Annotated in this window: 16 protein-coding genes; 10 read left to right on the forward strand and 6 right to left on the reverse strand. The window is 55.8% G+C overall.

Going from position 1 to position 25,793, the window contains the following annotated elements:
• Window positions 1-259: 259 nt before the first annotated feature.
• The 3 genes from J2I47_RS09630 to J2I47_RS09640 form a co-directional block, all read right to left on the reverse strand.
• Complete coding sequence (locus J2I47_RS09630; RefSeq protein ID WP_207364365.1) at window positions 260-1,099, reverse strand: DUF4249 family protein; 840 nt, start codon at window positions 1,097-1,099, stop codon at window positions 260-262.
• Window positions 1,100-3,547 carry a TonB-dependent receptor gene (locus tag J2I47_RS09635; protein WP_207364366.1) on the reverse strand — a complete coding sequence of 816 codons (2,448 nt, stop codon included), beginning with the start codon at window positions 3,545-3,547 and terminating at the stop codon, window positions 1,100-1,102.
• Window positions 3,548-4,044: 497 nt separating this feature from the next.
• Window positions 4,045-4,890, reverse strand: a complete 846-nt coding sequence (locus J2I47_RS09640) for an AraC family transcriptional regulator (protein ID WP_207364367.1) — start codon at window positions 4,888-4,890, stop codon at window positions 4,045-4,047.
• 408 nt (window positions 4,891-5,298) lie between these two features.
• Here J2I47_RS09640 and J2I47_RS09645 point away from each other — a divergent pair, with 408 nt between their 5' ends.
• From J2I47_RS09645 to J2I47_RS09680, 8 genes are all read left to right on the forward strand, one after another.
• Complete coding sequence (locus tag J2I47_RS09645; RefSeq protein ID WP_207364368.1) at window positions 5,299-6,276, forward strand: phytanoyl-CoA dioxygenase family protein; 978 nt, start codon at window positions 5,299-5,301, stop codon at window positions 6,274-6,276.
• 240 nt (window positions 6,277-6,516) lie between these two features.
• Window positions 6,517-7,026, forward strand: coding sequence for a hypothetical protein (locus J2I47_RS09650; RefSeq protein WP_207364369.1), 510 nt, complete (start codon window positions 6,517-6,519; stop codon window positions 7,024-7,026).
• A gap of 216 nt (window positions 7,027-7,242) precedes the next feature.
• Window positions 7,243-8,592, forward strand: a complete 1,350-nt coding sequence (gene mtaB / locus J2I47_RS09655) for a tRNA (N(6)-L-threonylcarbamoyladenosine(37)-C(2))-methylthiotransferase MtaB (protein WP_207364370.1) — start codon at window positions 7,243-7,245, stop codon at window positions 8,590-8,592.
• A gap of 189 nt (window positions 8,593-8,781) precedes the next feature.
• The gene (locus tag J2I47_RS09660) at window positions 8,782-9,489 is read left to right on the forward strand and encodes a hypothetical protein (RefSeq protein ID WP_207364371.1); all 708 of its coding nucleotides are present in this window, start codon (window positions 8,782-8,784) and stop codon (window positions 9,487-9,489) included.
• The gene (locus J2I47_RS09665) at window positions 9,486-12,239 is read left to right on the forward strand and encodes a TonB-dependent receptor (RefSeq protein WP_207364372.1); all 2,754 of its coding nucleotides are present in this window, start codon (window positions 9,486-9,488) and stop codon (window positions 12,237-12,239) included. The genes J2I47_RS09660 and J2I47_RS09665 overlap by 4 nt, the downstream gene beginning before the upstream one ends.
• Before the next feature lie 5 nt (window positions 12,240-12,244).
• Entirely contained in the window at window positions 12,245-13,381 is a 1,137-nt protein-coding gene (locus J2I47_RS09670; RefSeq protein WP_207364373.1) for a DUF4249 domain-containing protein, read from the forward strand.
• Window positions 13,378-15,768 (forward strand): hypothetical protein, encoded by a 2,391-nt coding sequence (locus J2I47_RS09675; protein WP_207364374.1) that lies wholly within the window; start codon window positions 13,378-13,380, stop codon window positions 15,766-15,768. The genes J2I47_RS09670 and J2I47_RS09675 overlap by 4 nt, the downstream gene beginning before the upstream one ends.
• A gap of 69 nt (window positions 15,769-15,837) precedes the next feature.
• Window positions 15,838-16,191 carry a DUF6970 domain-containing protein gene (locus J2I47_RS09680; RefSeq protein ID WP_229374472.1) on the forward strand — a complete coding sequence of 118 codons (354 nt, stop codon included), beginning with the start codon at window positions 15,838-15,840 and terminating at the stop codon, window positions 16,189-16,191.
• Between the two features lie 217 nt (window positions 16,192-16,408).
• Here J2I47_RS09680 and J2I47_RS09685 read toward each other — a convergent pair whose 3' ends face one another.
• The 3 genes from J2I47_RS09685 to J2I47_RS09695 form a co-directional block, all read right to left on the reverse strand.
• Complete coding sequence (locus tag J2I47_RS09685) at window positions 16,409-17,941, reverse strand: SusD/RagB family nutrient-binding outer membrane lipoprotein (protein ID WP_207364375.1); 1,533 nt, start codon at window positions 17,939-17,941, stop codon at window positions 16,409-16,411.
• Window positions 17,942-17,955: 14 nt separating this feature from the next.
• A complete protein-coding gene (locus tag J2I47_RS09690) occupies window positions 17,956-21,189 on the reverse strand; it encodes a SusC/RagA family TonB-linked outer membrane protein (protein WP_207364376.1) in 3,234 nt (1,077 codons plus the stop codon).
• 157 nt (window positions 21,190-21,346) lie between these two features.
• The gene (locus tag J2I47_RS09695; protein WP_207364377.1) at window positions 21,347-22,234 is read right to left on the reverse strand and encodes an SDR family oxidoreductase; all 888 of its coding nucleotides are present in this window, start codon (window positions 22,232-22,234) and stop codon (window positions 21,347-21,349) included.
• 80 nt (window positions 22,235-22,314) lie between these two features.
• On the opposite strand from J2I47_RS09695, the gene J2I47_RS09700 reads away from it, so the two are divergent.
• Window positions 22,315-24,288: a sialate O-acetylesterase gene (locus tag J2I47_RS09700; RefSeq protein ID WP_207364378.1), complete on the forward strand. Its 1,974-nt coding sequence runs from the start codon at window positions 22,315-22,317 to the stop codon at window positions 24,286-24,288.
• A 395-nt stretch (window positions 24,289-24,683) separates the two neighbouring features.
• On the forward strand, window positions 24,684-25,520 hold the full coding sequence (locus J2I47_RS09705) for a hypothetical protein (protein WP_207364379.1): 837 nt from the start codon (window positions 24,684-24,686) through the stop codon (window positions 25,518-25,520).
• Window positions 25,521-25,793: the final 273 nt, after the last annotated feature.

The following is a 25,793-nucleotide window of genomic DNA, read 5'->3' on the forward strand; positions in this document are numbered from 1 at the left end:
CTTTATGCTTGTATTACAATTATTATTTGTTAAATCCTATTTTGACGAACAATTCGCTCGTTTGTGCTCCTTTTTGTATTAAACCACTCATTCAACAAAACACCCTTTTGTTTAGAAAACAAGGCAAATTCTACACACCGGTTTTGTCATGTGACCTTATTTTAACTTCGTAATAGTGAAAAAGTGAAGTTGTCCATCTTCTGTTTGGCAACGCAGAGAAAGGGTAGCCCATCGTGGCTACCCCTACTGGATTACTTACCTATTGCGGCTTCACATTCACGTACAGCGTATCGGTATTCACGCCCGTGAAAATGCCCAAGCCGTTGACAACGGTAGTGGGCGGCGTAGCAATGTTTTGTGTGCTGGTACTATTCTGCTTGTATAACGCGGCATAGTCGGGGTTGAGGTGAAAGAGCACCATCCGGTGGCGGCCATAATACTGAAAACTCTGCCCGCGCACGTCGTCGAAATCACTTTGGGTAGGCTGGTTACGGAAACGGCGATTCTGTTGCAGGGGCCGGTTGGGGTTCACGTTCTGGTTGATCAAAACCGGCGTTGCTTCAATGTTATCAATCACTACGAAATAGTAGTCGGCGGTGGGGTTTTGCCAGCTCAGGCGCACGGCCCCCTGCTGCTGTGGGCCACCACCGCCCGGTCCGCCACCGGGGCCACCCTGCACGGGAGCAGTACGGATCAGTTCGGTCACATCCTGCTGATAGCCAGCGGGTTTGGTGGGCATCTGCGTGGTGGCTGTCACGCGCTGACCAAGGTAATCGAACGCCAGGGTGTAGGTCTGCCCCAGACGCGGCATCACCTCGGCGGCGCTCTGGTAGAGGCCATCGCCAATGTACCGGAGCGCATAGGTAGCGGTGTTGCTGCTGATTTTCAGGGCCAGTCCGGCAATGGGCTGCCCCTGCCCGGTGGTGTCGGCGTTGAAGGGAATTTGTTTGGTTATGTGTACCGTCATAGGCTGCCCCGGCGCGAGGTAGGCTTCTATTACGGGCTTATCGTCGGGGGCCAGCGTGGTTACGGTCTCCTGACAACTGAGCAAGGTTATTGACCCCAAAAAGAGCGAGGCGAGAGTGCGGTATAGGTTCATCTAACGAAGGCGGTAGGAAAAGGTGAGGTTAGGCGTAAGGCCCAAATACGTGACGTCGGTGACCACAAGCTGACTGTCGCCGCCATCCTGCACGGAGGTGAATTTTTTGTACCAGACGTTCTGCCGGTTCAGCACGTTGAATACCGACACGCCGAGGCTGCCATGCCCGAAATTATACGTTGCCGAGAGATCAAGCCGCTGGTAATCAGGAAACCGGTTCGCGTTTTTGGCCGACGGGTTGGTGAACGTCTTACTTGTGCCATCCAGCAGTTTCACGCTGTATTCACCCACAATGGAGGTGTAAGGTTTACCCGTGGCGTAGATGAACGTGGCCGCCAGGTCGAGGCGTTTGTAGCGGAACGTATTGATGGATTTAAGCTCGTGGCGCACGTCCTGATTGGCATAGTACGGCTGATCGCCAAACTGCGCGATGTTGCTTTTGGCCTGCGCATAGGTGTAGCCGATCCAGCCGGTGTAGGCCCCAAATTTCTTTTGCAACAGCACGTCGACGCCCCGCACGGTGCCGGTGCCGTTGAAAAACGTCTCCTGCGGCACCAGCCCCCGGCCAATTTGCGGGGCAAACCGGAGAGTATATTCCGTTACGCCGCTCAGGTCTTTGGCGTAGGCTTCCACGTCGAAAAGGTAGCCCGCCGTTTCGTAGCTGCCCCCCGCAATGTAGTGCCATGCACTCGCCACGGGCAATGACGGCGTACCTGACAGTAGCCAGAACGTGCGGTTGCCCTGCGAAATATCTTCGCGCGTAACCTGCTTGATAAACTGGTAGTACTGCCCCACCGCTGCCTTCAACCGGACCTGGTTGTTTACTTTATACGCTGCCGACAGCCGGGGTTCGGCATAAAGTTTCCCGGTAACGCCATATTGCGTGGCGCGAAGGCCGGGCGTCACCGTTAGCCGGTTGTCGAGCAGCGAAAGCCGGTCCGACACGTAGGCGGTGAGCAGGTTGCCCCGGTCATTTTTGCCCAGCACCGTCAGCGTGTCGTTTTGTTTGTAGGCATAGTCGATGGCGAGTTTAGAGAACTGAATACCCGCCTCGATCTGCTGCGTCGCCGAGGGCTGCCAGGTTAAATCTGTTTTCACAGACTGATCGACGAGGTTGTTGTCTTCCAGCGTACCGAAATTGGCGTTGTTGCGGTTGCCATTTGGTCCGCCGCGCTGTATGGACACCTGATTCGAGATGTTGCGCTGACTATAATAGTTGGAAAAGCTCACCAGCGTGTTGGTATAGAGCCGGTCCGACCACCGCCGCGACCATTTCAGACTGGCCCCGGTGTTGCCCCAGTTCGAGAGATCGGTGTTGGTGAGCGACCCACCCGTTACGGCCGGTTGCCCACCGCCACCCCGCCCGAAGGCCGGGAGGTTAATGCTTTGCCCATTGTCGAGGTAATCCTGCCCATTATAGACGCTCAACGTGACCTGATCCAGATCGGTGGGGCGGTAGGTGACGCGCCCATTGAAATCGTAGAAATAAGACGCTACGGTTTGGGTAGTCGAGAGTAGCCCGCCCCGTCCGCGCCGCTGGGGTTGCACGGCCTGTGTGGTCTGGAACTGGTCGAACAGCTTGGTATACAGCGGCCCCTGAAACGACCGCCGCCCCGCCACCAGCACCGACACTTTATTACCAACGGGGGCTTCGGCGAAGAGATTCACACTCAGTGCACTGACGTCGCCACCCGCGTTGATGGCCTTCCGGCTGCCTTCCTTCCCTGTCATTTCGGCCACGCCCGACAGCCGCCCACCGTACTTAGCCCCGAAACCACCTTTCTGCAACTGTATGTCTTTCAGGGCGTTGTAATTAAATGCCGAGAAAAATCCGTAGAGGTGATCGACCTGATAGACCGTGAATCCGTCGAGCAGCACGAGCGTCTGGTCGGGGGTGCCGCCGCGCACGTAGAGACCCGCCGACGATTCGTTGGCCGCGCTGACGCCGGGCATCAGTTGCAGCGCGCGGAAGGGATCGCGCTCACCTACATTGGGCAGTTTGGTGAGGTTGCGGGGCGTGAGTTGAATCAGGCCGATGGTTTCGGCAGCCCGCATCACTTCGGTTTTCTGGCCGCGCACCTGCACCTCCTGTAAGTCGGTCCGGTTGGGGTCCAGCTCAATGCTCAGCCGCTTCGCCGACTCGCCCGGCACCAGCGGATAGGCCACATCTTTAAAACCGATGTAGCTGACTTCCAGCGTACAGGTGTCGCTCGGCACATTGAGCAGCGTAAAAAACCCGTCTACGTTGGTTTGGGCAATTTGCCGCGTGTTGCGCACCCGCACGTAGGCGAAAGGCAGGTTTTCGGCGGTAGCGGCATCGGTCACGCGGCCGGTTACGGTCAGGTTGCGCTGCTGCGGCACCCGTTTCGTGCGCATGGGCGGCAGGTCCTGCGCCTCGGCAAGAATGGTAGTCAACAGCAACGGTAAGACAGGTAGCAGTTTGGTCATAGAGAATACGTTTTGGGGCAAATAACGTACTTTCTGTTACGGGAAATGCCAGTTTTCTGTTGCAGGATCTACTAGTATAATAGACTTTTAATAGCAACAAAGAGTTTGACGTTTGGTGGTGGCTTGGCGCTGATTGGCTTCGCGCTACGTGCCCTTCGACAGGCTCAGGGTGACAACAAACTAGAATCATGTTCACTGAACTGCTTTAGATGGCGTGTCACCCTGAGCCGCTGTTGTCGCTTGGCTCCTGCCGAGTGACAAATATCGAAGGGCCTCCGGCCCGTAGTGCGACATTGAGTCATGTTGGCCTAACTGTTTCAAAGTCTAAGTACGGGCCGGAGGCCCTTCGATATTCGTCACTCGGCAGGAGCCAAGCGACAACAGCGATCTCCTTGAGTTGATTCTAGTTCCCTGTCACCCTAAGCCTGTTGGGGACCGCACCGGCGGACCGGCCTAGTCAAAGGCGGTCTGGCTCTTAGCGCCAAGCCACCGTCCACCTACCTAAGATGCCGTTTCTTGAACTGCAATGGGTTCTCGCCCGTGACGCGGCGGAAGATTTTGTTGAAATAAGACAGGCTCTCGAACCCGCTGGACTCGGCAGCTTCGGTGACGGTATGGTTGGACAACAATAATTTCTGCGCCTGATTGATGCGGAACTGGTTGAGCAACTGCGTAAACGTCAGGCCCGTCATGCGTTTGATATACCGGCAAAAGGCAGCTTCGGTGAGGTTGGCTACGGCAGCAATTTCAGTGAGCGCGATGGGCCGTTGGTACTGATCTTCCACAAACTGATACGTCTGCCGAAGGCGTTGTTGCTCGGCCAGATTATAGTTGCCCACCACGGGTTTTCCGTGTAGTGACGTAACCTCCGGGCTGGTGGCCAGTTGCTGAAAAATGGTCAGCAGGGCCATGACCCGCTCGAAAGGGGGCAGGTTGGGCAGCTGTTCGAGTTGCGCCCCGACGCGCTGCTTGGTTTCGCCCGAAAAGGATAACCCCGCCCGTGCCGCCTGAAATAGCCGACCAATGGCGGCAAACTCAGGTGCCCCTAAAAATTGCTGCCCCAAAAACGATTCGTCAAGTTGCACGACCACTTTCCGGTAGTCGGTTTTCACGCCATAATCGAAATTGAGGTGCGGGATGTTAGGCCCGATGAAAACCAGATCGCTGCCTTCGTAACGCGAAATATGGTCGCCCACGTGCCGGGTACCGCTGGCCCCGTCGATGAACACCAGTTCATATTCCGGGTGGTAATGCCAGAGAAAGACGTTTTCCAGATGCGGCGTCAGCAGGATGTGGAATGAGCTGTCGGCGTCGGGGCGAATTTGTTCGAGGGCTAGTTTCATGGTGTGTAGTACTGCTTGCGGGTTGCATAGGTATTCGGGGGTTTCGCGCTTCATGCCGGACCGCCTTCGACTAGGCCGGTCCGCCGGTGCGGTCCCCAACAGGCTCAGGGTGACAGGGAAGCCTTCTTTGTCATCCCGACGACAGGAGGGATCTAGTCTCTTAACACACAGGTATGAATTAGGAGACTAGATCCCTCCTGTCGTCGGGATGACAAAGAAGGCGCTGCCAAAAGGCAACAGAGCGCAAATCCACACCAAGCAACAATCTCCACATTTTTGCTCATTATACAACCAACCTGCTCCACCAACAGCAATATCGTGCAAAAACGGGCTATTTCAGTGCAACCAGCAGCACAATCCATCAGCGTAGATTTGTACTATTCAAACACGACATAATCAAATACGACTATGCAACCTACCATGACCCCTGGCCCAGTTGCCATGATTCCCGATAACGCCCACACCGACATTCCGGGCAACCCCTCTACTGCCACCAGCAGCAAACAGGCCCTGAACGACCGCAGTAATGGAGTGCCATTGCGGGTGCTTTCAGAAGAAGACTGGACGTTCTGGAAAGAGAATGGCTACGTCATCATCAAGCAGGCCGTACCACGCGAACAGGCCGACCGACTGGCCCAACTGTTGTGGGAATTTGAAGAGAAAGACCCCAACGACAAAGCCACCTGGTATGCCCCGCCCCGCGCTGAGATGCAGATGAAAGAGCTGATTGGCAGCGGTATGGTAGAGCTATATAACCATCAATACGAGTGGGACAACCGGCAGACACAACGGGTATATGATGCCTTCGTCGACATCTGGGGCACCGAAAAACTCTGGGTCACCATCGACCGTGCCAATCTGAACTTCCCTGTCTCGCCCGACCAGCCGTTCAAAGGCTTCATTCACTGGGACTATGACCCCGAAACCCGCCCCCAGAACGTGCAGGGCGTGTTGGCCCTCGCCGACCAGACCGACGAAAACATGGGCGGTTTCCAGTGCATCCCCGAACTCTACCGCAACTACGACACCTGGAAACTGACCCAGCCCGAAGACCGCAACCGCTTTCGCCCCGACACTACGGGTTTTGAGATGGTGAAGGTGAAACTGGAAGCCGGCGACCTGCTGATTTTCAACAGCACGCTGGCCCACGGTATCCGGCCCAACCTGACCGACAACAAGGTGCGCATCGCCCAATACATCTCCATGATGCCCGCCCAGCCTGAAAACGAAGCCCTGCGGCAGTGGCGCGTTAACTCGTGGCGCAACCGGCAGGCCCCCGAAGGCTACGCATTCCCCGGCGACCCCCGCAACTGGGAAAAAACCCGTTACCAAACGGCTGAACTTAGCGAACTGGGCGAAAAATTACTGGGGCTGAGAGCGTATTAGATGGTCTGTGATGAATGCAGAATGTAAAATGTAAAATGGCTTCGCGCTTTAGGCTTCGCACTCTAGGCCCTTCGACAAGCTCAGGGTGACACCAACGTTGAGTCAACTCAGTGAAATTATTCTAGTGTCCTGTCACCCTGAGCTTGTCGAAGGGCCTAGAGTGCGAAGCCTAAAGCGCGAAGCCATTTTACATTTTACATTCTGCATTTTACATTCATCACCGATAACTGTTCAGCACTCATGCGCCCTCTCCTATTCACCTTCCTCCTCCTGGCTGCTTGCCAAAGTAAGCCTAAAACCGAGGCCACCACGGCCGCCGACACCACCGCCACTGCCACGGTTGACCTGACCAAAAAAGCTGGCCCTGATGCCCCCCGAACCGCCGCCGACCGACTGGTGCGGGCGTTGTATTTTGAACATCGGGTGAAGGAAAACCCGTTTTACGAGGCCGCAGACCCCAGGTTGGCCGAGCAGTTTTTTACGAAACCCCTCGCGGCGAAAGTGCTGGCAATGGCAAAAAGGACGGGCAAAAAAGCCACGGTAAACCCGCTGTTTAACATTCCCGACAAACAGGCTGAGAAAATGTGGGTGCTGCCCGCCACCATCTCCGGCGACAAGGCCTCTGTGTTCGTGACCTATAATGACAAAGGCAAACCGCAGGAAATGCGCTGCGAGATGACCAAACACGATGGCCGGTTCCGTATCGCTGATATTGTCTACGCGGATGGAAGCCGGTTATCGGGGAAATAATTTTTGACAGGATTATCAGGATGGCAGGATTTACAATATTTCCTTTTGGTCGAAGTAAATTGACTGATTAAAAGGAAATCTTGTAAATCCTGCCATCCTGATAATCCTGTCAAAAAACCCTTTTTATCAGCAACATCACACCTGAACCCATCCGGCGCGTGTTTTGTATTTTTGCAGGACAAACACACCAAATCATGTCGGTGTGTGGTGCGCATTATGAAAAAAGTAGCTTTCTATACGCTTGGCTGTAAACTGAATTTCTCCGAAACCTCGACCCTCGCCCGCATGATGGAGCAACAGGGCTATGAGCGCGTGGAATTCAATCAGCAGCCCGATATATTCATTATCAATACCTGCTCGGTGACGGACAACGCCGACAAAAAATGCCGCAAAATCGTCCGCGAGGCGCAAAAGATTAACCCCAACGGTTTTGTGGCCATCCTGGGTTGCTACGCCCAGCTCAAACCCGTCGAGATTTCTGAAATTCCGGGCGTCGACGCCGTGCTGGGGGCCGCCGAGAAATTCCGGCTGGCCGAACTGATGCCCACGTTTACGAAAGTAGCCGCCGGACAGCCGGGCCGGGTGCTGAACTCACCCATCGAGGCCGCTATTGATTACCACGCCTCCTATTCGCTCAACGACCGGACCCGCACGTTTTTAAAAGTGCAGGACGGCTGCGACTATCCCTGTGCGTACTGCACCATCCCGTTGGCGCGGGGCAAAAGCCGGTCCGACACGGTGGCCAGTGTGGTTCGGGCCGCTCATGAAATTGCCCAGCGCGGCGTAAAGGAAATCGTGCTGACGGGCGTGAACATCGGTGATTTTGGGCTGGTGAACGGGCATAGGAACGAGACGTTTCTCCAACTGATTCAGGCGCTGGACGAGGTCACAGGCATTGACCGGTTCCGCATTTCGAGCATCGAACCGAATCTGCTCACGGACGAGATAATCCAGTTTGTGGCGCAATCGAAGCGGTTTGTACCTCATTTTCACGTGCCGCTGCAATCGGGGTCAAACACCATTTTGGGCCTGATGCGTCGCCGGTACAAGCGCGAGTTATACGCCGAGCGGGTGGCGAAAATCAAGGCCCTCATGCCCCACGCCTGCATCGGCGTCGACGTGATTGTGGGGCACCCCGGCGAGACTAACGACCTGTTTTTGGAGACCTATCAGTTTCTATCCGAGCTACCCGTTTCATACCTGCACGTCTTTACCTATTCCGAACGGCCAAACACGCTGGCGGTTGGGATTAAGCCTGTTGTGCCGGGCCACGTCCGGGCCGAGCGAAGCAAGATGCTGCATATTCTGTCGGACAAAAAGCGGCGGGCGTTTTATGAATCGCAGGTAGGGCGTGAGGCTACCGTATTGTTTGAAGACGACGTAGACGAGGCTACAGCTGGCCCCGGACGGGGGCGGATGCAGGGCTTTACTGAAAATTACGTCCGCGTGGTGGCCAACTATGACCCGCTGCGTATCAACGAACTGGTGCCGGTTCAGTTGTCAGCTATTAATTCGGAAGGGCTAATGGAGGCCAACGAAGTAGAAATGGCGTTTGAACGGCATTGATTGGTTTGTATATCCTTTGTATTTTATTGTGGCTTCGCGCTACGTGCCCTTCGACAAGCTCAGGGTGACAACGACCTTGTCTCAAGTCAAGATGATTGCTTATTAGCCTGTCACCCTGAGCTTGTCGAAGGGCACGTAGTGCGTAGCCACAATAAAATACAGAATTACGTTCGTTTTTTTACCCTCATTATGCGCTCAACGTTTCTCTTTCTTTTCTGTTGCCTGTTCTACACCATTGCGCAGGGGCAGACCGTTGACAGCACAGGCAAATCAGTTGCCTTTGCGCTTGCTCGCTACGAGGCACTTAACAACAATCCCGAACGACTCTACAACGGCGTTGAATACATCAGCTACGACCGGCGGCTGACGGGACATTCCTTTTTCGCGTCCGACAGCATGCAAAACGGCTCTATTCAGGCCAATGGGCAGGTTTTTGCGCTTCCCCTACTCTACGACATCGTACGCGATGAGGTGGTGCTGGCCCACCCAACGGGCTACCGGATGGCCCTGCTTAGTGACCGGATTCAGGGGTTTTCCGTGCAGGGGCATACGTTTATTCGTGTCGACAGCACACAACAGGGCCTGCCCACGGGCTTTTATGACCTGCTCTACAACGGCCCAACGCAACTGGTAGCCCACCACACCAAAGCAATCGTCATTAATCCGTCGGCCAACGGCACCTATGGCGTGTTCGACCCGAAAACGACTTATTATATCAAAAAATCAGGGCGTTTTTACCCGATAAAAAATAAGAAAACACTATTTGTAGTACTGGAAAATAATAAAAAACAATTGACGGCTTTTACCCGGAAGGAAAAACTAAAATTCAAGCAGGATATTGGAACAACATTCATCAAACTGGCAAAAGCAAATGATGAACTAACTCAATCGTTATGACGAAATTTTTCCGTTTAGTTGCCTTCATCAACCTTATTTTCAGTCATCTGGCGGTTGGGCAATCGACCAAACCAACCACCGTTAGTGGGCAGTTTGTCAATGCGCCATTCAGCCAGTTTGTGCAGACCATCGAAGCCCGGACGAACTACCATTTTTACTACAGCCCAGCCGATGTAGACAGCCTGCGCATAAACGCCGAAGCCACCAACGTACCCCTTGCCACGCTGCTCAACACAGCCCTGGCGGGCACCCCACTGCGCTACGCCATCGACACCCAAAACCGGGTGTTCATCACCACTGACCAGGCCATTCGGACTGAACTACCCATCGGTTTTTTCGACCGCGACGGGGCCGCCGACACGACCACCATCGACTACGGAGCCGCCCGCACCACTGCCCGCCTGACGCTGGAAACGAAGCTCTTCGAGATAGGCTCGCGCTCATTGGCGGGCCGACCGGGCAATGCCACGCTGGCCGGACGCATCAAAAGCACGACCACCGGCGAACCGGCCGTGGGGGTGACGGTGCTGATCGAAAAGCCGCGTATCGGGGCTGTCACCGACCAATACGGCTTTTACTCCATTACCCTGCCACGCGGTCGGCACGAATTGAAAATCAGAAGCCTCGGGCTGCGCGACACCAAACGCCAGATCCTGCTTTTCGGCGACGGCAAGCTCGATATGGAGATGGACGAAGAGGTCGTGCCGCTGAAAGAAGTGATTGTGGGGGCGCAGAAAGACGCCAACGTGTCGAGCACGCAGATGGGGGCCGAACGGCTCGACACCAAGACCATTAAACAGGTGCCCACGGTGCTGGGCGAAGCCGACTTGATCCGGGTAGTGTTGACTCTGCCCGGCGTGAAATCGGTGGGCGAAGGCACGGTGGGGTTCAACGTGCGGGGCGGTTCGGCGGGGCAAAACCTGATCCTCTTCAACGACGCCGTGATCTACAATCCTTCCCACCTGTTCGGCTTCTTTTCGGCGTTCAACCCCGACATTATCAAGTCGGTTGAACTCTATAAAAGTGGCATTCCGTCACGCTACGGAGGTCGGCTGTCGTCGGTGCTGGACGTGAGTACCCGCGATGGCAACAAGAAAAAGCTCACCGGCGCGGGCGGCATTGGCCTGCTCACGGGTCGGCTCACGCTCGAAGGACCACTCATCACCGACAAAACGTCTATTCTGGTGGGGGTGCGCTCTACCTACTCCGACTGGCTGCTGAAACAGTTGCCGGGCAGCTACGCCAACAGCCGTGCCTCGTTCTATGACGTGAACCTGAACCTGACCCACGAGGCCAACGACCGCAACAGTTTTTACCTGTCGGCCTACCTCAGCCACGACCAGTTTAAGCTCAACAGCGACAGCCTCTACGGCTACAGCAACCAGGTGGCCGCGCTGAAATGGAAGCACGTATTCAGCAACAAACTCTACGGCGTGTTCACGGGAACGTATAGCCGCTACCAGTATGCCGTGTCGAGTGATAAACGGCCTGCGGAGGCGTTCCGCTTTGGTTTCAACATCCAGCAGAGCGGTCTCAAAGCCGATTTCAACTACTTCCCCAACACCCGCCACACCGTCGACTTCGGTATTGGCAGTACGCGCTACGACCTCAATCCGGGCAGTTTGCAGCCGACAGGCTCCACGTCGCGCATCCGGTCTGATGTGGTGCCGACTGAACAGGGACTGGAAAGCGCGGTCTACGTTGGCGACAAGTTCGACGTCTCGCCCCGGCTGTCGGTCAACGTGGGGCTGCGGTATTCGCTGTTTATGAACTTCGGCCCTGGTCAGGTGTATACCTACACGCCCGGCCTACCCCGCGCCGAAAGTACGATTCTCGACACGCTCAATTACAGCTCGGGCAGCCTGGTCAAAACCGATCACGGCCCCGAATACCGGCTGGCCCTGCGCTACGCCATCACCGATGCTTTTTCGGTGAAGGCCAGCTACAACCGGATGCGGCAGTATCTGCACCTGATCTCGAATGCGGTGGCCGTGTCGCCGCTGGATATTTACAAGCTGAGCGATACGTATATGCGGCCACAGGTGGGCGACCAGTTTTCGCTGGGGCTGTACCAAAACCTGCGCGCCAACACCATCGAGCTATCCGCCGAAGGCTACTACCGGACGTTGCAAAACCAGCTTGACTACCGTGGCGGGGCTACGTTGCTACTCAACCATCACCTCGAAACCGACGTGGTCCGGGCCGAGGGCGTGGCCTACGGCGTGGAGCTGATGATTCGGAAAATGACCGGCAAGCTCAACGGCTGGCTCAGCTATACCTACGCCCGGTCATTGCTGCGCACCACCGGCGAGACCGGGTCGGACGTGGTAAACGGCGGCAATTTCTACCCCAGCAGCTACGACAAGCCCCACGACGTAACGCTGGTGGGCAACTACAAAATCAACCGACGGCTGAGTATCTCGTTTAATGTAACCTACAGCACAGGCCGCCCCATCACGCTGCCGCTGGCCAAATACACGCTGGCCGGTGCCGAACGGGTGTACTATTCGGAGCGCAACCAGTACCGCATTCCCGACTATTTCCGCACCGATCTGTCCATGAACATCGAGGGCAACCACAAGGTCAGGAAGCTGGCGCACAGTTCCTGGACGCTGGGCATTTACAACATTACGGGCCGCCGAAACGCGTATTCGGTTTATTTCAACTCGGTTGGGCAGGCCATCAAAGGCTACCAGCTATCCATCTTCGGCCAGCCCATTCCCACGCTGACCTACAACTTTAAATTCTGAACGTTATGCACAAACAGGCAGGGTGGCTACGGTGGTTGCAGGGCGCATTGCTGCTGACGGTGGGCAGTTGTGTCGACCCCTACCGTCCGCCCGAAATAGCCGCGCCCAATACATTCCTGGTGGTAGAAGGCAACCTGAACGCGGGCACCGGCAGCAGCACCATCAGGCTGTCGCGAACCCAAAATCTGACCAGTGCCAATAAGCCCACGCCTGAACAGAAAGCTACGATCAAAGTAGAAGGAACCACGTATTCGTTTGTTGAAACGGCTAAAGGCACCTACACCCTGGCAGCGGCCACGCTGCCCGTTGGCAGCAAGTTCCAGGTGCGGATAAAAACGGGCGACGGTAAGGAATACCTCTCCGACCCGATCACGATGAAGCAAACACCAAAGCTCGACAGCCTGACGTGGGAGGTGGTGGGCAATGGGCTTCAGGTATATGTAAACACCCACGATGCGGCGGCCAAAACGCGCTACTACCGCTGGGAGTATGAAGACACCTACGAGTTTTATACCCCTTTTGAATCGCAGTTGGAATTTGTGAATGGTCAGGTGGTACAGCGCACCGGGCCACCCATTAACCACTGCTGGCGCACCGAGTTGTCGAACAACATTTTGCTGGGGTCAACGGCCCGCCTCACCGACGATGTGCTGCAAAAAGCACCTCTGCTGTTTCTGTCGGCCAGTTCGCCCAAGCTCAACGTCAACTACAGCATTCTGGTAAGGCAGTATGCCCAATCGGCGGAGGGGTATGCGTATTGGCAGAACCTGCTCAAAACCACCGAGCAGCTAGGCGGTCTGTTCGACCCGCTGCCGTCGCAGGTGGGGGGAAATCTGCACTGCGTCACCAACCCCGCCGAGCCGGTGCTGGGCTTTCTGGATGGCTGTACCACCGAACAACTCCGGGTGTTTATCAAGCGCCCCGCCGCCCTGTCGCGCAGCCTGATCCGGACGGGCTACGAAGGTTGTTTCACCGACACGATTCCGAAGCCAAAACAGCCCCTGTCCGTTTTTCTTGGCCCCGGCGGTGGTTATAACGCCATTAGCCAAATTGAGGGCACCAGCAATTATGTGGCTGCGGGAATTGCCTGCACCGACTGCCGCAACATTGGCACTAATGTGAAACCAAGCTACTGGCCATGAACCGACATCTGCCGATTCTCTTTTTTCTGGTCAGCTTGCCTACGCTCGTGCTGGCTCAACAACCGCTGACCGCCCTTCAGCAGCGGTTTGCCAACTACCAACAGCAGCACCTGGTCGAAAAGCTGTTCGTTCATACAGATCGGTCGGTGTACACGTCGGGGGAGTCGATATGGTTCCGGCTGTTTTACATCGACGGCTCCAGCCACCGCCCACTTAACGTGAGCAAAGTGGCCTATCTGGAACTGATCGACAAGGACCAGAAGGCGGTGTTGCAGACCAAAATAGCCCTTGATTCAGGCCGGGGGGCGGGGTCACTGATAGTACCAACGGCGTTGCCGTCAGGCCATTACGTGTTGCGGACGTACACGCACTGGATGAAATCGGTTAGCCCCGATTTTCTGTCCGAAAAGCCCGTCACCATCATCAATCCCTTCCGAAAGATGGGCCTGACTACCGTGCCGGATACCGCGGGGTATGACGTTCAGTTCTTTCCCGAAGGCGGCAATCTCGTGAGCGGCCTTCCGGCCAGGGTAGCGGTGAAACTGGTGGACAAGCGCACCGGGCGGGGCGCAAACCTGGGCGGCGTGGTGCTTACCCAAAGTAACGATACCGTTTCCCGGTTTAGCTCGTTGCGGTTCGGAATGGGCATGTTCTCATTGACGCCTTCGGTCAAGAATACGTATCGGGTGGTGCTAACTGGCGCGCGTGCGAAGACACCATCGTATTCATTACCAGCTATTTATGAAACCGGCTACACCATGCATATGGTGGCGGAGGCGGGGCAATTGCGCGTAACAGTGCGTACCAACGTGCCCACGGCGGATGCCGAAACGGTGTATCTGCTGGGCCATACGCGGCAGGTACCAAATGTGTCGGAAGGTAAGTCGATGCAGGGTGGTGAAGCCGTTTTTACGTTTCCGCAACGCACGCTTGGCGAGGGCATCTCACAGCTAACGGTATTCAACAGCGCAGGACAACCCGTCTGCGAACGGCTGTGGTGTAACCGACCCCAACCGGGCCTGTTGCTGGAGGCTAAAGCGAGCCGCGATACCTACGCCCCCCGTGCCCCGGTTTCGCTCGAATTTTTGGCCAAAAACAGCACAGGAGGCCCCGCAATGGCCGATATGTCTGTATCGGTGTACCGCCTCGATTCGCTGCAAACCGAAGAAACCACGACCCTGCCCGCTTATCTCTGGCTCACCTCCGACCTGCGCGGCACCGTTGAGTCGCCGGACTACTACCTCACCCACACCGGCCCCGACGCCGATGCGGCTCTCGATAACCTGATGCTGACCCACGGCTGGCGGCGGTTTCGGTGGGAGGCCGTTCTGCAACCCAAACCCGCGCCCATCACCGCCGCACCCGAACACCGCGGGCTGGTGGTGCGGGGCCGCGTGACCCAGGCCCGCACCGGGGCACCCGCGCCCGACGTACCCGTGTACCTGAGCATTCCGGGAAAGGCCGTCCGGCTCTACAGCATCCGCTCCGACTCAGCCGGGCTGGTGCGCGTTGACCTGGCCGACCTGTACGGCACCCATGACCTTGTGCTCCAGACGGCCACCCCCGATACGACCTACCGCATCGAACTACTCAACCCCTATACCGAAACGGCCACCGCCACGCCCCTACCCCTGTTTGACCTCACATCGGCGGCAGCCACGTCGGTGCGGGAACGGAGCCTGGCCATGCAGGTACAGACCAGTTACTACAGCCGGTTCAGCAACCCGCCCACGCCCCCCAGCCGCGACAGTACCGCGTTCTACAGCACCCCCGACGAGCGCTACAACCTGGATGCCTATACCCGCTTCACGGTGATGGACGAGGTGCTGAGCGAGTACGTCCCCGGCGTGATTGTGCGAAAACAGCAGGGCCACGCCGTGCTGCGGGTGAACAACATTCCCTACCGGAAGGTCTTCGATGATGCCCCGCTGATGCTGCTCGACGGTGTACCCGTTTTCGACACGGATAAGGTAATGGCCCTTAGTCCGCTGAAAATCAAATCACTGGATGTGGTAACGCGGCGGTATTTTCTGGGCTACACCACCCTTCCGGGCATTATCAGCTTCCGCACCTACCGCGGTGACCTGGCCGGTTTCCAGCCCGACGCCCGCGCGGTGGTGCTCGAATATGACGGGCTGCAAACCCCGCGCGAGTTCTACGCTCCGCGCTACGAAACACCCGCACAGCAGACCAGCCGCCGCCCCGATTTCCGCACGTTGCTACACTGGCAACCCTACGTGCAAACCAATGCCCAGGGCAGGGCTAATCTCTCGTTCTACACGTCGGACCAGGAGGGTACTTACCGTGTTGTGGTACAGGGCGTTACCCCTGCCGGTCAGCCCGCCTTCACACAGCAAACCATTGTGGTGCAGGGTGGGTTAAAGTGAGGTAGAGACTTAGGTTATTCCAACCAAACTGGCAACGCTGGGGTCTATTCGGCAGCAAACCAATTGACCATGAACCGGATGATTTATTTCCTGCTGTTACTCGCTTTCGCCACGTCGTCCTGCACTAAAGACAGCATTCCGGCGGGTACACCCACCTGTATTCTGGACAGGATCGAGCAGATGAAAAAGAACCCCGTTGGCAACCCGCCGCAGCGTGTTTGGCAGTACACGTATAAGGGACAAGTGGTTTATTACATCCCGCCACAGTGCTGCGATATGCCCAGTGTCTTGCTCAACGCTAACTGTGAAACCATTTGCAGCCCCGACGGTGGTTTCGCAGGCAGCGGCGACGGCAAATGCGCCGATTTTTTCCAGACAAGAACCAACGAAAAGCTAATCTGGCAGGACGACCGAAAACAGTAGGCTTGCCTTTGCGGGAAGAGCTTCGCGCTGGTGGCCCTTCGACAAGCTCAGGGTGACAATGACGTTGAATCCAATCAAGATGATTACTCTAGTGGCCTGTCACCCTGAGCTTGTCGAAGGGCCACCAGCGCGAAGCTTTTCACCCAAAAGCAACACCCCAGTAAAAACAAAGCGGCCCGGTCTAACAAGACCGGGCCGCTTTGTACAAAAAACACCCTTACTGTTTATCCCACCACACGCGGGTGTCGAGGTTGTCGGGGCCCTGGCGGTCAATGGCGGCCTGCCGGCTGGCACCATTGACCGAATTCTCGAAATCAGGGTACGACAGGCGGTTGATGAAACTGCCTTTAATCTCCTTGCCGGGATACGGGTTGGGGGTCAGCTTGGGGAATCCGCTCCGCCGGAAATTAGCGAACACTTCGGGGCCATTCAGGAAGGAGGCCACCCAATACTGCGTATTAATTTGCTCTAACCCCTTTGCTGCTACATACGGATTCGCGGCCAAATAAGCCGTGATGGCCGCTGGAGCCACCGCCGCGTCGGCATTGGTGGTGCCCAGTTGCAGCATATGGGCTGTAACCCCCGCGTTGTAGTAGTCGGCGGCGTTGCCAGTGGTCCAGCCCCGTTGGGCAGCCTCGGCCAGCAGCAGTTGTGTTTGGGCGTAGGTGACCAGATACGTAGGCACGTCAAAACGGCCCAGGCGGTTACGGTCAAGCTGCGAATAGTCGTAGAAGCTGGCGAGCTTGTCGGCGAGGGCGCGGGCGGGAATCGTGCCATTATCGTAGCCAAGAGGCATGCCAATTTGCACAGCCGGGTCGCGGTTAGCTTTGGCGGCGGTCTGTTCCGGCCCGCTTTTGGCCCCTACGTAGCGTACGGCAATAGACGCCAGCCGGGGGTCGGCGGTGCTTTTGAGGTAGTCCACGAAATAGCCCGTCAGGTAGTAGTTAGCCGCCTCGGTCGAGTTGACGATGTTGCCAACCGGGTTTTTGTAGTTGGCGTCGTTGCGTACCGTCAGGTTGTCGGTGTTGGCCTGCATCACGCCCCCCGCCACGGCCTTTTGCACCGTCGATTGCGCCAGCGTGGGGTTCACCTTCGAGAGGCGCATACCCACCCGCAGCAAAATCGAGTTGCCTGCGCGTTTCCATTTGGCAATGTCGCCGCCGTACGTCACCTCCCCGGCTTCGGTTGGTTTGGTGGCATCCAGGGCGGCGGTGGCCTCGGTTAGCTCTTTGATCAGGTCGTCATAGATGCTCTGCTGCGTATCGTACTTGGGTGTTACGTTGCCTTTCAGATAACCCAGTCCCGCTTCTGAGTAAGGTATATCGCCGTAGGTGTCGGTCAGCACCATAAACGTGTAGGCTTTCCAGATGCGGGCCATGTTATAGAGGTTACTGCGCTTGGCATCGCCGCTCGTCTGGGCAATCACATCCACCAGATAGCGCACCACGTTGGGGTAATATTGCTGCCAGATCGCTGCATTCGGACCAGCGGGACCCCGGTTGTCGACGTTGAAATTTCCCCCGGCTAGTACTCCTGAGTTGGGGGAGAACATCTGCTGCACGATGGGTTCTTCAAACACCAGTGTCGAAGCCGGAAACGCCGTGTTGATCATGGCGTTGTTGAAGATAAACACGGGATTTAGGCTCGTAGCGGCCGTAGGATTCACGTTCAGGTCGTCGAACCCTTTATCACAACTGCTGATCCCCGTCAGCAGGGCAATCAGTACGGTCGAGAGAATAATCTTTTTCATGGGGCGAGTGGTGGTTAAAGCCGGACGTTTAAGTTAAAGCCAATGCTACGCGTGGTGGGTAGACCCGTCGATTCCAGCCCGACGAGGTTATCCGAGCTAAAGCCAAACTGTTCGGGGTCAATGTTGGGCACCCATTTTTTCAGAATCGCCACATTATTGGCCACCGCACTCAGGCGCACACCTTTGATAAACAGGCTCTTGGGAAGCAGTTTGGTGAAGTCGTAGCCCAGCGAAATCTGCCGCAGTTTCCACAGGCCGGCGTCGTATACTACCTGCTCACCGAGGCTCTTGGACCGGCCCACCGAATAGTAGTCCTGCACGAAGGCCCGTACACTGTTGGCTTCGCCTTTTTCGTTGACCCCTACACCCACCATTTTGTTGTCGGGATCACCACGCCCCACCAGCGTTTCCATCTGCAACCCGTGGCGGAACAGGTTCAGGTTGGTGCCCGAAATCATTTTGCCGCCCAGTTTGAAATCGATCAAAAACGACAGATTCAGACCCTTGTAGGTGAACGAGTTGGTGATACCACCCACGTATTTGGGTAGGGCCGAACCAAATGAAATCGGCGAGGCCGTCCGTACCGGCAGGCCGTCACCGCCGTGAACAATACGCCCCTGCGCGTCGCGCTGATAACCGAAGCTATACAGCTGACCCAGTTCCTGACCAACCACCTGCCGCAGGTCGCCCACGAACACGCCGTTGCCCACCACAATCTGTTCGGCTTTACCGTCTTTGTTGTAATCCTTTTCAGGCGACCCATCGTCGTCGGTTAGCAGACGGAGCAGCTTTGTTTTGTTATACGAGCCGTTAAGAGTAATGTCCCACGAAAAAGCACTGCTCCGCACCGGCGACAGGTTCAGCAACACTTCAATGCCCTGGTTGCGGCTTTGTCCGTTGTTGATCAGCGTACTCGTATAGCCCGACGCATCAGACGACTGCGCCGACACGATCTGATCGCTGGTGATTTTGTTATACACCGCCACGTCGAGGCCAACGCGGTTATTGAATAGCTTCAGTTCCAGGCCAATCTCGGCTTCGGCGGTGCGGCTGGGTTTGAGCGTAGCACTCGGCACTGTGTTTGAGGTGATGAAACCTACCGGTTGCCCCTGCCCCGACGGGTTCGGAAACAGGTTAGCCGACACCGCATAAAACAAGTTATTAGAGTACGGTGCCACGTCGCCGTCGCTGCCCACCTCGGCATAAGCCGCCCGGATTTTACCGAAATTCAGCCACGAAGGCAGTTTGTCGAACGCTTGTGAGAATACAAAGCTGCCCGTCACCGAGGGATACAAAATGCTGCGGTTGGCGGGGGCCAGGGTCGAAAACCAGTCGTTACGAACGGTACCGTTGATAAACAGGAAGTCCTTGTAGCCAAACTCCGCCGCACCATAGAGCGAGTTCACCTTTCGCTCCGAGAGGCCATAGAGCGGGTCTTTCACACGGCCGTTCTGGGGGACATACAGCCCCCGCACGATGAAGTCCGTGGCCAATACACTGTTGAGGTCACTACGGCGGTAGAGCTGGTTGCCGCCCGCCGTGAGGTCAACGCTGAAGGCACCAAATTTGCGGTTGGCGCCAATCAGGAAGTCGGCGTTGATTTCGCGGAACCGGCGCGCCTCCTGCACGTAGGAACCGTTTACGAACCCAGCCGGAGCCGCTGCCAGTGAAGCCTGCCCCGTGGGGAAGTTATAGTCCTGATCGCGCGACCAGTAGTCCTGCCCCACCCGGCCCTGCACGTAGAGCCAGTCGGTGACGTTGTACCGCGCCGAGATGTTACCAAACAGCCGGTCGCGGCGGATGTTCTCGAACTTATTGTTCAGGACGAAGTAGGGGTTAGTCCGGTTCATGAACCGCGAATACACAAACTCGTTGCCCGTGGCGGGGTTAATCTGGTTGGCCTCCAGCACGTCGAGCGGCATCGAGTTGGCCAGCGTGTAGATCACCGTAGGCGTGCTGTTGTCCTGCTGGGCAATCTGCGGCGGATTTTTGTTGTACTCGTTCGAATAGTTGAGCGTACCCGTTACGGTCAGTTGCGGCGAGAGGTTGTAGCTGAAGCCGAGGTTGATCGTTTTGCGGTTGAAGGTATTATTACGCGTGATGCCCTTATTGTCCAGGTTCGCCAGCGACAAACTGAATCCCCCCTTATCACTCCCCGACGACACCGCCACCGAGTTGGTCCAGGTAGACCCGTCGCGGTAGAAGGTGTTGATGCGGTTGCGGACGGGCTGGTACGGCACCGTCAGGCCGCCAAACAATACTTGCGTAATAGCTGGCTGCGAGCCTGTTGGGAATTTCTCCCCAAAACTCCAGACGCCTGATGTTGGGTTGGGTGCCGTAGGTCGAACGCCGTATTCGCCCTGCCCGTATTCATACTGGTAGTCGGTGTAGTCGAGTGGATGATCGGAGGTAAAGTTGGTGTTGTAGGTCACGCCGATACCCTGCCCGGTGCCTTTGGTTTTGGTGGTGATCAGGATGGCCCCGTCTTTGGCCCGCGAGCCATAAAGTGCCGCTGCCGTACCACCCTTCAGCACGGTCATACCCTCGATATCGTCCGGATTGATGGATGATAGCCCGTCGCCACCATCAGAGTAGTTCCGGTCGCGGTTACCCACCGAATTATCGCCGCCGGTGTTACCCGTGTTTTGCCCGAAATTGGTATTGTCGATGGGTACGCCGTTGATGACAATAAGTGGCGTGTTCTGCCCCGAAAACGACGACTGCCCCCGGATCCGAATCTTGCTCGTGCCCGCTGCCCCCGTGCCCAGGCTGCTGATGTTGACACCCGCAATCTTGCCTTGTAGGGCGTTGATGAAATTAACCGTCCGGTTGGTGGTGATGGCCTCTGGACTCACAATGGCCGTGGCATAGCCCAGCCGCTTGGCTTCTTTCTTAATACCCAAAGCCGTCACAACCACTTCGGTCAGTGCCTGTTCGGCCTCCTGGAGGGTGATAGTCAGTTGCGATTGATTGCCAACGGCCACTTCCTGCGCCTGGTAGCCAATGGCACTGACCACGAGCGTTGCCGTAGGGCCGGCGTTCAGCGTAAAATTGCCATCGGCGTTGGTGGTGGTGCCCTGCTGCGTGCCCTTCACCACCAGATTCACCCCCGGAATGGGTTGCTGATCTTTGCCAGAAATAATACGCCCCGTTATGCGGCGGTCCTGCGCCTGCGCCGAGAGCGTAAGCAGTATAGCCCAGAGCAACAGCCAGACCGGTTGTATTCGTGTTTGTAACGTGTGTAGCATAGCAGTCTGTAGGGTTGATTAAGGTTTTTTTTGTTCAAATAAATCAACATGATCTTAGAACATTACAATAATCGCCAAAGCTGTATGTTACCCGCTTTCTACTAGCAGCCGACTGGTTTTTGTAGGTAAATAGACGGAGGTTTTTTAGGTGAGCTAACTACCGTTGCCATACCTGCCGGTTGTCTTCGGCAAACCGGCGGAATGTACGGGGGGCATGGCCCGTGAGTGCTTGAAAAGTCGGCGTAGTTCCTGCCGCTTTACCCATTTTTGCCACCGTATACAAGGCCACCATAACCAGGACGAACGATAACGGCATTTTTTCGCGGTGCCATTTGCGCCATATGAACGCCAGCACCGACGGATCTTTGTAGGTAATCTTCCGGCCCAGTACGTCGGTCAGTATCTGAGCAATCTCGGCATAGGTGAGTGCCTCGGTGCCGGTAAGTTCGTAACCCTTGTTCAGGTACCGCCCCGAACTGTCGGCGAGCACAAGCGCGGCTACTTCACCAATATCTACCACGTCGATCAGGCTGGTGCGGCCATTACCCGCCGGGATGTAAATTTCGTTGTGGTGGGCGATTTCGGCGCGATGGGTAGTACTCAGATTCTGCATGAAAAAGCTGGGCCGCAGAAATGTGTACGGAATGCCCGCCTCCACAATCAGTTTCTCTATTTTGTGATGCGGCGTGACAGGATTGTTCTCCACACCCTGCAACGACAAAAACACCACCTGCTGCACCTCAGATCGTTTTATAGCCTCAACAAAGGGCCTGAAATACAAATTCACGTCGGCGAGTTGGGGGGGGCGTACCAGCAAAACGCGCTCTACGCCAGTCAAAGCCGAATCAAACATTTCGGGGTTGGCAAAATCGAACCGGACACACTCATCAGCGAGGGTAGTCAAGGCAGTCCGGTCTTTTTCAGATTCCCGTAAGGCAGCGATCAATCGTAGCTGAAGCCGTTCGGGACGTTTGGCTAACGCCCGGAGTGTTTCCAGCCCAACGTTGCCCAATGGGGTGGTAACGAGAATTGTGGTTTGTGGCATGGTAAATTGGCGGTATCAGCCCTTTTGTACAGTGACTTACCCGTTGGCAGTAACCCTCATTATTCTCAAACGCCCCCTTTATGGTTCGTTTTACCCGCTTTTTCTTGCTGGCCCTTTTGCTCCTGATCGCCCAACGTATCACGGCTCAAGCTACTACATCGAGGTTTAAACTACCCGATCTGTTTGCCTCGCACATGGTGCTGCAGCAACAAAAGCCCATTCCGGTCTGGGGATGGACAAAGCCCGGCGAAAAAGTGACCGTGACCATGGCCGGGCAAACCCAAACCACCAAAGCCGACAAGTTGGGCCGGTGGCAGGTGAACCTCAACCCCGTAACGGCGGGTGGCCCCTACACGTTGACCGCGTCAGGCAAATCAGGCTCGGCCACCCTCGACGACGTGCTGGTGGGCGAGGTATGGCTCTGTTCGGGGCAGTCGAATATGGAGTGGCCGCTATCAGCGGCAAAAGACGGCAAGGCCGAAGCGGCAACGGCCAATTACCCCACCATCAGGCAATTTTATGTACCCCACGTTACGGCAACGGAACCCCAAAGCGCAGTGGCGGGCCAATGGTCGGTCTGCTCACCCCAAACGGCGGGCAAGTTCACAGCGGTGGGCTACTTCTTTGCCCGCGACCTGCAAAAGACCCTCAACGTACCCATTGGGCTGGTACATAGTTCGTGGGGCGGCACCCATTCCGAAACCTGGACCAGCCGCGAAGCCATTGCGTCTGATGCTGCCCTACGCCCCAGTCTGGACGGCATTGGCAAAGACGGCGAAACAGCCGTTGAGAAAGCAAAGGCATTAACAAACCTGATTGAAAAGCTACAGGGTACCATCCCCGCTCCCGCCGAAGCCACTACTTACCGCCAAACAGTCATTGCCGACGGTGCCTGGCCAACGATGCAACTACCCGTGCTGTTCGACCCAAAACTAGGGGATATGGACGGCGTAGTCTGGTTCAGAAAAACAATTACAATCCCGGGAAACGCTGATTTAAAAGACGTTACCATCAACCTCGGTGCTATCGACGATTATGACTCTACGTTTGTAAACGGCCAGTTTGTGGGGGCGGTGCAGGCCTACAACGAACCCCGGAAGTACACCATTCCGGCGGGGGTTTTGAAGCCAGGCAGCAACGTCATTGCCATTCGGCTGGTTGATACCGGCGGTGGCGGTGGCTTTATGGCCAAAGCGGAAGAGATGATCCTAACCGGCTCGAACTGGTCGGTGCCCCTGGCGGGCGACTGGCATTATAAGGTGGCGCAGATTTTTCCTTCGTCGACCGAAAAAGGCCCTAATGCGCACCCCACGCTGCTGTTTAATGCCATGCTAAAACCGCTGGTGCCGTATGCCCTGCGCGGGGTGATCTGGTATCAGGGTGAATCGAACGCGGGGCGGGCCAAGCAGTACCGGACCTCGTTTCCGCTCATGATCACCGACTGGCGGAAGCAGTGGGGCGAAGACTTCCCGTTCCTGTTTGTCCAGTTGGCCAACTTCAACAGCGGCGGGGGCAACAGCCAGAAGGGCAGCAGTTGGGCCGAACTCCGCGAAGCCCAGACGATGGCTCTCAGCCTGCCCAACACCGGCATGGCCGTGACGTCTGACATTGGCAACCCTACCGACATTCACCCCACCAACAAGCTGGATGTGGGTAAGCGCCTCGCCGCCGAAGCCCGCCGCGTGGCCTATAAACAGGCTATTACGTCTGCAGGGCCGCAGTATAAGTCGCTAGCTGTCAATGGAAACGAAGCTATTTTAACGTTTAACAGTGTTGGTGCGGGCCTGACTACGCCAAATAAATACGGCTACCTGATGGGCTTTGAAGTGGCCGGCAACGATGGGCAATTTCACTACGCCCGCGCCGAAATCCGGGGAGACAGCGTGATCGTGAAAGCCGATTCAGTAGCCAAACCCGTGGCCGTCCGCTACGGCTGGGCCGACGACAACGGCGAGGTAAACCTTTACAACAAAGATGGTTTCCCCGCCGTACCCTTCCGCACCGATACCTGGGAAATGGTGACGGAGGGGAAAGGTTTTTTGATTCATGAATGACAAGTGGTCTGCCGGAGACGCCTAGCCTTGCAATACGGAACCCAATTATTGCTCACGCCAGCCTATTGACGCGTCAGCAATAAGCTGAAGGCATACACAGAGGAGCGTTGCCCCGGTGGACCGACAGGTCAACGACGTAACTGGGTTATTTACGTCGTTGACCTGTCGGTCCACCGGGGCAACGCTCCTCTGTATATGCCTTCGCCAAGGCTTAATAATCTTAAGAAATCAAATTTCTTCGTCCGGTCACCTATCCGGACTACAGCCAGTATAGTCTTACTAAGGCCATAGGTAAGGAAATACAGTTGCCGTTTAATAACTTACTAATTAGCCGAAAATCAGTTAGATGGCAAGTAGTATACATTCGTTGATTAACTGACTTTTCTCTGACGTTCATGAGACACCTTTCGCTCCTTGGCTGGCTATCGCTGGTCTTTGTTCTCAGCACGGCCCTGACCTGCACCGACCACCGCGATCAACCCGCACCCCGCTTCCGGCTGAAAACCGTTACATACAATCAATCCGGCCTGTCGAGTAATCCATATACATTAGTCTATAGCGAAAACAATCAGCTAATGGCATATGCATCTAGCAGTGGCCCTATTGACTTCAACAATACTAGACTAGCTAAGCAGCTCAGTTACTCGGACAATGGAGTTCGACAATTGGTTGGATTTATAGACAAAATCAATTACTATTATGTAACTTATTCTTATGACTTAATGAAGAGAGTTATCAGAATGAGTGTGTACTTAGCGGGCAGTAGGCCCACTAGACTTCTTTCGACCGAGGATTTCACCTACGATGGTAGTAGTACCATGCCCTCCTCACGACTGGCGACGACGTACTCCGCAGATGGTAACATGGCTGTTGCCAAAAGAACGGAGACATATACCTTCAGTGGCGGCAATGCCACGTCGATTGATGGCAACTCATACACCTATGATACAAGTCCTAACCCGTATAAGGGCTTGTTTGGTTTTAGTTATTTCACATACTCCTCCTATGACTCGTATACTTATTACGATAACTCAGGTGCTGGCAACGTAATAGGTTATGGAATCAATAGGCCATTTAGCGTTAGTGAGGAGTTCAGCGACTCATCAGTAAAAGTCTTTAACCAGAACAACCGTACAACGGATGCCCAACTGACCTATAACAGCGATGGGTTGGTGACTAAAATCGTTTACAAGGACGGCAAGTCGGAAGTATTCACCTACGAATCATACTAGTACTAATCACAAATGAATAATGGCTCCCCAGTATTAATGCTAGGGAGCCATTATTCATTTTACTATGTCGGCGGACCATCCATTTTTCATTCATGCTTCTTCTCTGCCTTCCGCATTGACGCGTCAGCAATAAGCTGAAGGCATGTACAGAGGAGCGTTGCTCGGTGGGCCGACAGGTCAACGACGTAAATAACCCAGTTACCATTGGCCTGCTGGCCCACCGGGGCAACGCTCCTCTGTGTATGCCTTCGCCAAGGCTTAATAATCTTAAGA

This window comes from Fibrella rubiginis, assembly GCF_017353185.1.
Lineage (GTDB): Bacteria > Bacteroidota > Bacteroidia > Cytophagales > Spirosomataceae > Fibrella > Fibrella rubiginis.